The sequence below is a fragment of the Asanoa sp. NPDC050611 genome (genome assembly GCF_040654855.1).
Classification (GTDB): Bacteria; Actinomycetota; Actinomycetes; order Mycobacteriales; family Micromonosporaceae; genus Asanoa.
Window position 1 is genome coordinate 1 of sequence record NZ_JBFAIU010000282.1, and the last position, 10,199, is coordinate 10,199.

Consider the following 10,199-nt stretch of genomic DNA (forward strand, 5'->3'; position numbering starts at 1 on the left):
GCACGCGTACGCGGTGCCGCCGTTGGCCCTCCCCTCCCCCTCGGCCGACCCGACGACGGTCACCGGGTACGGCTCCGTCGATCTCCTCGCCCAGGGCGCCGCGGCGGGCGGCCGCGTAGCCGTACGCGGTCACCGTGGACGGTCGCAGCTTGGCGCCACCGTCGGCGTCGAGGAAGCGGCACAGGTCGGCGCCGACGTCGCGGAGGACCCGCAGGCAGCCGTCGGAGTCGCCGGAGTGGTCGAGCGCGACCGCGTTGCGCAGGCGGATGCCGGGCGCGGCGAACAGCTCCTCGGGCAGGCCCGCGGCGGTGCCGATCTGCCGGGCGCGCTCGATCGCGCCGAGCGCGTACCCGTGGAAGCTCAGGTAGGAGTAGGCCATCGCCAGGTCGTGCCAGCCCCACGCGGTGTCGCCGTCCGGGTCCGCCACGCGGCCCAGGAAGCTGGCGCTCTGCACGAAGTGGGTGACGCAGCGGTCGAGGGCGCCCTGGTGGTGCGCGGCGAGCGCGGCCAGGGCGTGGGCGTGGCCGAGCAGGTAGGGGTCGCCGACCTCGCGGGCGCACTCGAGGGCGACGTCGACCGCGCCCGAGTATTCGGCGGTGCGGCCGAGGTTGATGACCGCCGACAGCCGCTGGACCAGCGCGTCGGCCCTGGTCTGTGGCTCGGTGGTCGTCTCCAGCACGTGGTCGAGCACCAGGCAGGCGTCGGCCGAGCGGCTCTGCATCATCAGCCCGCGGGCCTGGCGCAACGCGTCAACCTGGTCGGGGACCCGGTCGAGCCAACCCACCGAGTGACCCCCTTCTGCAACCGTCGCGTGGTCGAACGTCAATGATTATCTAGTGACGGGCCGCCGACAACAGCCGACCGAAGGGACGACGATCCGCGTCGCACCAATGATCGCCGATGCGACGGCGAGGTTGGCGTCCGCGGGGGTCGAATCACCGCGAAACGACGCCGAGCTGCTTCTCGCGTTCGTTCTCGGCGTGTCGCGCGGCCGATTGCTCTTGATCGACAAAGCGGAACGAAAGCAGGCCGACGCGTACGAGCGGTTGGTCGAGCGGCGCGTCGCGCGCGAACCGCTGCAGTACATCACCGGCTCCGCCGCCTTCCGGCACCTGGAGCTGGCGGTGGGTCCCGGCGCCTTCGTGCCGCGGCCCGAGACCGAGCTGCTCGCCGGTTGGGGCATCGACGTCGCCCGCGCGCTGCCCGGACCCGCGGTGGTAGTCGACCTGTGCGCCGGTCCCGGTCCGATCGCGTTGTCGGTGGCGACCGAGGCGCCGACCACGACGGTGTACGCGGTGGAGAAGTCGCCGGCCGCCCTGGACTGGCTGCGCCGCAACGCGGCCGGGCTGGCACCGGGCACGCGGGTCGTGGCCGGCGACGTGACGGACCCGGAGCTGCTGCGCGACCTGCGCGGCCGGGTGGACGTGGTGCTGAGCAACCCGCCCTACGTCCCGGCGGACACGCCGGTGCCGCCGGAGGTCGGCCGGTACGACCCGGCGACCGCGGTGTTCGGCGGGCCCGACGGGCTGGCGGTGGTGCGCCCGGTGATCGAGCGGGCGGCCGAGCTGCTGCGACCGGGCGGTGCCCTGGCCATCGAGCACGACGAGGAGCACGGCGAGGCGGTTCCGGGCCTTTTGCGCGTGCACGGGGGGTTTGACCGGATCGCCCGGCACGCGGATCTCACCGGCCGTCCTCGATTCACCACTGCCCGCCGCAACCCGGACACCTCGTCGTGGCAGACTGGCTCCTCGTGATGCTCTATGACTGCCGGTCGATCGCCGACCGTGACCGGGGGATCGCCGCCGCGATCGAGGCGGTCAAGTCCGGTGAGCTGGTGGTGTTCCCGACCGACACGGTCTACGGGCTGGGCGCCGACGCCTTCACGCCCTACGCGGTGTCGCAGCTGCAGACCACCAAGGGCCGCGACCGGTCGGCGGCGCCGCCGGTGATGGTCGGCTCCCGGCACACCCTCGACGGCCTGGTCTTCTCGCTGCCGCAGGCGGCCCGCGACCTGGTCGAGGCGTTCTGGCCCGGGCCGCTGACGATCATCATCGAGCACTCGCCCACGCTGCAGTGGGACCTCGGCGAGACCGGCGGGCAGATCGCGGTGCGGATGCCGCTGCACCCCGTGGCCCTCGAGGTGCTGCGCGAGACCGGCCCGATGGCGGTGCTCTCCGCCAACAAGTCCGGCCAGCCCGCGCCCACCACCGCCGAGGAGGCCCGCGAGCAGCTCGAGTACGCCGTCCGGGTCTACCTGGAGGCCGGGCCGAGCGCCGACCCCGTGCCCAGCACCATGGTGGACGTGACCGGCGACGTGCCGCGCCTCCTGCGTGAGGGCGGCATCCCGATCGAGAAGCTGCGCGACGTGGTGCCCGGCATCGCCGGCCCGGAGCTGTGACCGTGCCGCCGTTCACGGTCCTGCACGTGTGCATGGGCAACATCTGCCGTTCCCCGATGGCCGAGCGCCTGCTCGCCCTCGCGGTCCGGCAGCGGTTGGCGCGCGTGCCGGCGGGAACGGCCGCACCCGAGGTCGACGCCCTGGTGCACAGCCACAGCGCCGGCACCGGCGGCTGGCACGACGGCGAGGAGATGAACCCGCCGGCGGCCCGCCAGGTGCGCGCCCGCGGCGGCGACCCGGCCGGCTTCGCCGCCCGCAAGCTGCTCTCCGAGCACATCGACGCGGCCGACCTGGTCCTCACGGCCACGGCCGACCAGCAGGACTACGTGGTCGCGCTGCGCCCGGACGCCGGGCCGCGCACCTTCGTGCTCGGCGAGTTCGGCCGCCTGCTGCCGGTCATCGACCCCGCCGGGCTGCCCGACGGCACGCTCACCCCCGACGCCGTGTACGCCCGCGGCGTGGCCCTGGTCGAGGCGGTCGACGCCGCCCGCCGCGGAGCCGCGCCGCTGCCCGCCGACGACCTCGACGACCCGTGGGGCCGCGGCGACCAGACGTTCAGCCGGGTGGCCGACGAGATCGAGGAGACCCTCGTGCCGCTCGCCCGCCTGCTCATCCCGTCCTGAGGGGACAGACATGGTCAACGCCCGCTGGCTGGCGCCGGGTTCGCCGTCCGGGCTGTTGCGGCTCGCCGATGCCGAGGAGGTCGCGGGCGTGCTCGCCGGTGGCGGGCTGGCCGTGCTGCCGACGGAGACCGGCTACATGCTGGCCGGCGCCGCGACGATCGAGGCCGCGGTGCTGCGGGTGTTCCGCGCCAAGCGACGCGACCTCGCCCACCCGATGCACATCGCGTGCGCGTCGCTCGAGATGGCCGCGCACTACGCGAACCTGACTCCCGAGGCCCGGAGGGTGATCGGCGCGTTCACGCCCGGCCCGCTGACCGTGGTCGTCGAGCAGACCAGCGAGCTGCCGGACCGGCTGGTGACCCACCAGGGCACGGTCGGTATCCGCGTGCCGGACCACCCGGCGACGCTGCAGGTGATCGCCGCGGCCGGCGTGCCCGTGACCGCGACCAGCCTCAACCCGTCCGGTGCGGAGTCCCGGCCCGTCGACGCGGACGTGCTGGCCGAGCTCGAGTGGGAAGCCGGCGAGGACGTGCCGGTGGTGGTCGACCACGCGTCGATCCGGCACACGCTCGCCTCGACGCTCGTGCTGCTCAGCGGTCCGGAGGCGCCGAAGGTGCTCCGCGAAGGCCCGGTCTCGGCGGCGCAGGTACGGGAGATCCTGGCGCGCTAGGGTTCTCGGCCCCGCGGGCGATGTTGCGGGCCATCCCGCCGAAGATCAGCGCGTGGAACGGCGACACCGCCGCCCAGTACGCGTGCCCGGCCAGCCCGTGCGGCAGGAACACCGCCCGCTGGTGGTAGCGGGACCGCCCGGGGCCGTCGGGTTCGGCCCGCATCTCCAGCCAGGCGCGGCCCGGCAGCCGCATCTCGGCGCGCAGCCGCAGCAGGTCACCCGGGACGATCTCCTCGACGCGCCAGAAGTCGAGCGCGTCGCCGATGTAGAGCCGCTGCGGGTCGCGCCGGCCGCGGCGCAGCCCGACGCCGCCGACGAGCCGGTCGAGCCAGCCGCGCACCGACCAGGCGAGCGGGAACGAGTACCAGCCGTTCTCGCCGCCGACCCCCTCGATCACCCGCCACAGCATGTCGGCGTCGGCGTCGACCGCACGCTCGCGGACGTCGGTGTAGACGCTGCCGCCGGACCACTGCGGGTCGGTGGGCAGCGGCTCGGCCGGCGAGCCGGCACCGGACCAGCGGGTCTCCACCTCGAGGTTGCGGATCTTGGACAGGGCCAGCTGCACCGCGCGGTCGAAGCCGGTCAGGCCCCCGGGCGGGTCGGGCACGTACGCCGCGATGTCGTGCTCGTGCGCCACCGCCTCGTGGATCAGGCTCTCCACCAGCGGGCGGGCGATCGAGTTGGGCACCGGGGTCACGAAGCCGACCCAGAGCGAGGAGAGCTTCGGCGTGAGCGGCCGGACCGGCACGATCAGCCGGCGGGGGAGTCCCGCGACGGCGGCGTACCGCTGCATCATCTCGGCGAAGGTCAGCACGTCGGGCCCGGCGATGTCGAAGCCGCGGTTGACCTCGGCCGGCAGCGTGGCCGCACCGATCAGGTAGTGCAGCACGTCGCGGACGGCGATCGGCTGGATCCGGTTGCGCACCCAGCGCGGCGTGACCATCGCCGGCAGGCGCTCGGTCAGGTAGCGGAGCATCTCGAACGACGCCGAGCCCGAGCCGATGATCACTGGGGCCCGCAGCACGGCGGTCGGTGTGCCGCCCTCCAGCAGGATCCGTGCGACCTCGGCGCGCGAGCGCAGGTGGGCCGAACTGCGGGCGCCGGGCGGTGGCTCCGGGCCGCCGAGGTAGACGACCCGCCCGACGCCGGCGTCCCGGGCGGCACCGGCGAACGCCTCGGCGTTGGCCCGGTCAAGGTCCTCGAAGTCGGGCCGGCCGAGCGAGTGGACCAGGAAGTAGGCGACGTCGACGCCCGCGAAGGCCGCCGGCAGCGAGCCGGGGTCGCCCAGGTCGCCCTTGGCCACCTCGACCCGGTCGGCCCAGGGCACGTCGCGCAGCTTCTCCGGCGACCGGCTCAGGCAGCGGACCTCGTGACCGGCGTCGAGCAGCCGCGGGACCAGGCGGCCGCCGATGTAACCGGTCGCGCCGGTGACGAGACACCTCACCTCTCCCACTATGCGGGTCGGATCGCCGGCTCGCGCGGTATCCGGATCGTCACCCAGAGTTCGTCGTCAGTTTCGGGACGTGCCGAGTTTGCCCGGGTGTATCCGAATCAACGGCACGTTCCGGGCAGCTGCCCGGGCGCACGTAGACTGCTTCACGATGTCGACGACCTCTGCCCGTACCCCTGCCGACCCGGCCGCCGCCGCGTCGGACCGCAACTGGCGCCTGCGGCACCTGCCGCCCATCCTGATCGCCGCCGCGGTGATGACCGCCGGCGCGGCCGTCCTGGGCGGCCTGTTCGCCGGCGGGGTCGGCGCCTACGCGGCGCCACTGGGCGTGCTCGTCGCGACCGCCAGCTACCTGGTGTCCACCCTGGCCATCGCCTGGGCCGACAAGCTCGACCCGAAGCTCGTCATGCCGTTCGGCATGGGCGTTTACGTCGCCAAGCTGAGCGTGCTGGGTGGCCTGATGCTGGTCGTCGCGACCACCGGCTGGGCTGGGCTGAAGCCACTCTCCGTAGGCATCGTGGCCGGCGTGTTGGCGTGGACAGCGACCCAGATCTGGTGGATCGTGACCGTGCACGCCCGAAGATTTCGCCGTTAACGCGACCCTTGGGTGACCCCACTGCGGGGGCCGGAGGAGTAGCGTGAGCGCAGAGGCAGATCCATCATCCCATCACCCCCGCGCAGCATGAGCGTGCGGGGGTCGAATCTTCGCCTCCCTCTACCGGCTGATACGGTTCCCGCGTCATGGCCGGTGACCCACCCTCGCAACACTCCGACAAGGACCCCGACGCCCAGCCGGCGACGGGGGCCGACCTCGGCTGGACCGCGCTGTCCTACCTCATTGGTGGGATGGCGGTGTGGGGCGTCATCGGCTGGCTGATTGACCGTTCGGTGCATACCGGCGGCGTGATCACCGGCATCGGTGTGGTGATCGGATGCGCTGGCGGGATCTACCTGGTCATCAAGCGGATCGGGGCCCCACCACCGGGGCCCGGAAGTTCATGAGGGAAGGGACGCGGTGATCGGACAGGCGGTCGCTCTCAAGAGCGACGTTCCGTTTCCACCTGAGGTAGGCGACTTCTACCTGCCCTCGATCGTGCCGTGGGGCGGGCTCGACTCGCTGTGGTTCACCAAGATCACGGCGCTGGTGTGGGTCAGCACCGCCCTCATCTTGGTCTTCTTCCTGCTTGCCTACCGGAAGCCCAAGCTGGTTCCCGGCAAGGCGCAATGGATCGCGGAGTCGACTTACGGCTTCGTCCGCAACAACATCGCGATCGAGATGCTGGGCGCCCGCGGTGTGCGGTTCGCGCCGTACCTGGCGACGCTGCTGCTGTTCATCGTCTTCAACAACCTGTGGAGCATCGTCCCGATCGCCCAGATCTCGCCGAACTCGCACATCGCGTTCCCGGCGTTCCTGGCGCTGATCAGCTACGTGCTCTTCAACTACGTCGGCATCAAGAAGTTCGGGTTCCGCAAGTACATGCGCAACTCGCTCATTCCGCCGGCGCCGTGGTTCGTACTGCCGATCCTGATCCCGATCGAGTTCTTCTCGACCTTCCTGGTGCGGCCGTTCTCGCTCGCGGTCCGGTTGTTCGCCAACATGTTCGCCGGGCACATGCTGCTGCTCGTCTTCACCCTCGGTGGGTTCGCCATGCTGCAGGCGAACACCGCATTGGCGCCGATCTCGGTGCTGTCCTGGTTGATGACCATCGCGCTGACGCTGCTCGAGCTGCTGGTGATCTTCCTGCAGGCCTACGTCTTCACCGTGTTGACCGCGAGCTACATCCAGGGCGCGGTCTCGGAGGAGCACTGATCCCGGCCTCCGGGATACGTGGTCCACCCCCCCCGCACCAACAGTTGTCCGTCCCGCGTGAACGTCACGCGTGATAACCAGGAGGAACCTCAGCAATGGACATCGCCGCAGTTGAGGGCAGCGTCGCCGCTATCGGTTATGGCCTCGCCGCCATCGGCCCGGGCATCGGCGTCGGGCTGATCTTCGCGTCCTACATCCAGTCGACTGCCCGTCAGCCCGAGTCGTCCCGCATGACCCTGCCGTTCGTCTGGATCGGCTTCGCCGTGGTCGAGGCGCTCGCGCTGTTCGGCATCGCGTTCGGCTTCATCTGGGCCGGCTGACCCTGCGCAACCCCAGGAGGTTTCCATGTACCTAAGCGCAGCGGTCGAGCACAGCCCGATTCTGCCGCTCTGGCAGGAGATCGTGGTTGGCGGCGTCGCGTTCGCGGTGCTCTGCTTCGTGCTGATGAAGTTCGTCTTCCCGCGCATGGAGGAGACCTTCAAGGCGCGCGTCGACGCGATCGAGGGCGGTCTCAAGCGGGCCGAGGAGGCTCAGTCCGAGGCCAACAAGCTGCTCGAGCAGTACCGGGCCCAGCTGGCCGAGGCACGCACCGACGCGGCGAAGATCCGCGACGACGCGCGGGCCGACGCCGAGGAGATCCGCCAGGAGATCCAGGCCCGGGCCCGCGAGGAGTCCGACCGGATCATCGCCGCCGGGCGCGAGCAGCTCAACGCCGAGCGCCAGCAGATCGTTCGCGAGCTGCGGGCCGAGGTGGGCACGCTGGCCGTCGACCTGGCCGGCCGGATCGTCGGTGAGTCGCTCACCGACGAGGCGCGCCGCCGTGGCACCGTCGACCGGTTCCTGTCCGAGCTCGAGTCGACCGGGAGCCGTTGATGCAGGGCGTCAGCCGGGAGTCCTACCGCTCCACCGCGGAGCGGCTGGACTCCTACGCGGCCTCGGCGCCGGCGGCCGACGTCGCGACCGTCGGCGACGAGCTGCTGTCGGTGGCCGACGTGCTGCGCCGGCAGCCGACGCTCCGGCGGGCGCTGTCCGACCCGGGGCGACCCGGCGAGGACCGGGCGGAGCTGATCCGCTCGCTGCTCGCCGGCAAGGTCGGTGACGAGACGCTCGAACTGGCCACCACCCTGGCCGGCGGTCGCTGGTCGGCCGCGACCGAGCTGCTCGACGCGACCGAGCGGCTGGGCGTCGACGCGCTGCTGGCCAGCGCCGACCGCGCCGACGACCTCGCCGATGTCGAGGACGAGCTGTTCCGCTTCGGGCAGGTCGTCGACGGTTCGCCGGAGCTGTCCGGTGCGCTCTCCGACGTGGTGGCGCCGCCGGCGCAACGGGCCGAGCTGGCCTCGTCGCTGCTTGCGGGCAAGGCCAAGCCGGTGACGCTGCGGCTGGTCGAGGTGGCCCTGGGCGGCTTCGGCGGCCGTTCGTTCCAGGGGGCATTGTCCCGCATGGTAGAAATGTCCGCTGAACGGCGCGATCGCCAGGTCGCTTATGTCACCGTCGCGGCGCCTTTGTCCGATGAGGAAGAGCGCCGGCTGGGCACGAAGCTGTCACAACTGTACGGTCGAGACGTCAGTGTCAAGCAGACGGTCGATCCGCAGGTGCTGGGCGGGATGAGCGTGCTTGTCGGCTCGGACCTCTACGACGGCACGGTGCTTCGCCGGCTCAACGACACCCGCAAGGCGCTTTCCGAGCGCTGACACCCCCGCTGACTGACATCCTGACACCGCACCGGTAACCCGGGCCTGAATAGAGGAAGCAGAGGATGGCCGAGCTGACCATCTCGTCGGAGGAAATCCGCGGCGCCCTGGAGCGCTACGTCTCCTCCTACACGCCCGACATCTCCCGCGAGGAGGTCGGCACCGTCGCCGACGCCGGTGACGGCATCGCACACGTCGAGGGACTGCCCTCGACCATGGCCAACGAGCTGCTGGAGTTCGAGGACGGCACGCTCGGCGTGGCGCTGAACCTCGACGCCCGCGAGATCGGCGTCGTGGTCCTGGGCGACTTCGCCGGCATCGACGAGGGCCAGCGCGTCAAGCGCACCGGCCGCGTCCTGTCCGTGCCGGTCGGGGACAAGTTCCTCGGCCGCGTGGTCGACGCGCTCGGCAACCCCGTCGACGGCCTCGGCGAGATCGAGAACGAAGGGTTCCGCGAGCTCGAGCTCCAGGCGCCCAACGTCATGGCCCGCCAGTCGGTCAGCGAGCCGCTGCAGACCGGCATCAAGGCGATCGACGCGATGATCCCGATCGGCCGTGGCCAGCGTGAGCTGATCATCGGCGACCGCAAGACCGGCAAGACCACGATCGCGCTCGACACGATCCTCAACCAGAAGGCCAACTGGGCGTCCGGCGACCCCAAGAAGCAGGTCCGCTGCATCTACGTCGCGATCGGCCAGAAGGCGTCGACCGTGGCGTCGATCAAGGGCATCCTCGACGAGGCCGGCGCGATGGAGTACACCACCATCGTCACCGCCCCGGCGTCCGACCCGGCCGGCTTCAAGTACATCGCGCCCTACACCGGGTCGTCGATCGGCCAGCACTGGATGTACGCCGGCAAGCACGTCCTGATCGTCTTCGACGACCTGTCGAAGCAGGCCGAGGCCTACCGCGCCGTGTCGCTGCTGCTGCGCCGCCCGCCGGGCCGCGAGGCGTACCCCGGTGACGTCTTCTACCTGCACTCCCGCCTGCTGGAGCGCTGCGCGAAGCTCTCCGACGAGATGGGCGGCGGCTCGATGACCGGCCTGCCGATCATCGAGACGAAGGCCAACGACATCTCGGCCTTCATCCCGACCAACGTCATCTCGATCACCGACGGCCAGATCTTCGTCGAGCCCGACCTCTTCAACCAGGGCGTACGCCCGGCCATCAACGTCGGCACCTCGGTGTCCCGGGTCGGTGGCGCCGCACAGGTGAAGCCGGTGCGTAAGGTGTCCGGCTCGCTGCGGCTCAACCTGGCGCAGTACCGCGAGCTCGAGGCGTTCGCCGCGTTCGCGTCGGACCTCGACCGCGCGTCCCGCGCCCAGCTCGAGCGCGGCGCCCGCCTGGTCGAGTTGCTCAAGCAGCCCAACTACTCGCCGTACCCGGTCGAGGAAGAGGCGGTCGTGGTCTGGGCGGGTGTCGAGGGCAAGCTCGACGACATCGCGGTCGGTGACGTGCGGACCAGCGTGACCAGGGCGCCGCCGACCGCGTCGAGGATGTAGTGGTTAGCGGTCGCCATGATGACGGTGGTGGTGAGCGCGACGTAGAGCAGGC

General features: G+C 71.4%; 11 protein-coding genes and 2 pseudogenes. 11 read left to right on the forward strand and 2 right to left on the reverse strand.

Translation table 11 applies throughout. The features are described from left to right. Positions 1-784, reverse strand: a pseudogene (locus AB0H87_RS31415) (GGDEF domain-containing protein); the annotation flags it as partial. Positions 785-890: 106 nt separating this feature from the next. Here AB0H87_RS31415 and prmC point away from each other — a divergent pair. Genes prmC through AB0H87_RS31435 form a run of 4 tightly spaced genes read left to right on the forward strand, consistent with a single transcriptional unit; the run spans position 891 to position 3,691 of the window. Further along, complete coding sequence (gene prmC, locus AB0H87_RS31420) at positions 891-1,754, forward strand: peptide chain release factor N(5)-glutamine methyltransferase (protein WP_360153757.1); 864 nt, start codon at positions 891-893, stop codon at positions 1,752-1,754. Continuing rightward, entirely contained in the window at positions 1,754-2,398 is a 645-nt protein-coding gene (locus tag AB0H87_RS31425) for an L-threonylcarbamoyladenylate synthase (protein ID WP_360153783.1), read from the forward strand. Before prmC ends, AB0H87_RS31425 begins: the two co-directional genes overlap by 1 nt. A 2-nt stretch (positions 2,399-2,400) precedes the next feature. After that, positions 2,401-3,021 carry a phosphotyrosine protein phosphatase gene (locus tag AB0H87_RS31430; protein ID WP_360153760.1) on the forward strand — a complete coding sequence of 207 codons (621 nt, stop codon included), beginning with the start codon at positions 2,401-2,403 and terminating at the stop codon, positions 3,019-3,021. 10 nt (positions 3,022-3,031) lie between these two features. Continuing rightward, positions 3,032-3,691, forward strand: a complete 660-nt coding sequence (locus AB0H87_RS31435; RefSeq protein ID WP_360153763.1) for an L-threonylcarbamoyladenylate synthase — start codon at positions 3,032-3,034, stop codon at positions 3,689-3,691. Here AB0H87_RS31435 and AB0H87_RS31440 read toward each other — a convergent pair. After that, the gene (locus tag AB0H87_RS31440; protein ID WP_360153766.1) at positions 3,612-5,135 is read right to left on the reverse strand and encodes an SDR family oxidoreductase; all 1,524 of its coding nucleotides are present in this window, start codon (positions 5,133-5,135) and stop codon (positions 3,612-3,614) included. The genes AB0H87_RS31435 and AB0H87_RS31440 overlap by 80 nt on opposite strands. Before the next feature lie 157 nt (positions 5,136-5,292). Between AB0H87_RS31440 and AB0H87_RS31445 the strand changes: the two genes are divergently transcribed. From AB0H87_RS31445 to atpA, 7 genes and pseudogenes are all read left to right on the forward strand, one after another. Then, positions 5,293-5,736 (forward strand): hypothetical protein, encoded by a 444-nt coding sequence (locus tag AB0H87_RS31445; RefSeq protein ID WP_360153769.1) that lies wholly within the window; start codon positions 5,293-5,295, stop codon positions 5,734-5,736. A 146-nt stretch (positions 5,737-5,882) separates the two neighbouring features. Further along, entirely contained in the window at positions 5,883-6,143 is a 261-nt protein-coding gene (locus AB0H87_RS31450; RefSeq protein WP_360153771.1) for a hypothetical protein, read from the forward strand. Positions 6,144-6,156: 13 nt separating this feature from the next. Further along, positions 6,157-6,951: a F0F1 ATP synthase subunit A gene (atpB, locus tag AB0H87_RS31455; protein ID WP_360153774.1), complete on the forward strand. Its 795-nt coding sequence runs from the start codon at positions 6,157-6,159 to the stop codon at positions 6,949-6,951. Positions 6,952-7,046: 95 nt separating this feature from the next. Next, positions 7,047-7,271, forward strand: coding sequence for an ATP synthase F0 subunit C (locus AB0H87_RS31460; RefSeq protein WP_089246440.1), 225 nt, complete (start codon positions 7,047-7,049; stop codon positions 7,269-7,271). Positions 7,272-7,296: 25 nt separating this feature from the next. Beyond that, positions 7,297-7,824 (forward strand): F0F1 ATP synthase subunit B, encoded by a 528-nt coding sequence (locus AB0H87_RS31465; protein ID WP_360153777.1) that lies wholly within the window; start codon positions 7,297-7,299, stop codon positions 7,822-7,824. Continuing rightward, positions 7,824-8,645, forward strand: coding sequence for a F0F1 ATP synthase subunit delta (locus AB0H87_RS31470; protein ID WP_360153780.1), 822 nt, complete (start codon positions 7,824-7,826; stop codon positions 8,643-8,645). Before AB0H87_RS31465 ends, AB0H87_RS31470 begins: the two co-directional genes overlap by 1 nt. Before the next feature lie 65 nt (positions 8,646-8,710). Beyond that, positions 8,711-10,105: pseudogene (gene atpA / locus AB0H87_RS31475) on the forward strand (F0F1 ATP synthase subunit alpha); the annotation flags it as partial. Between the last annotated feature and the right edge of the window lie 94 nt (positions 10,106-10,199).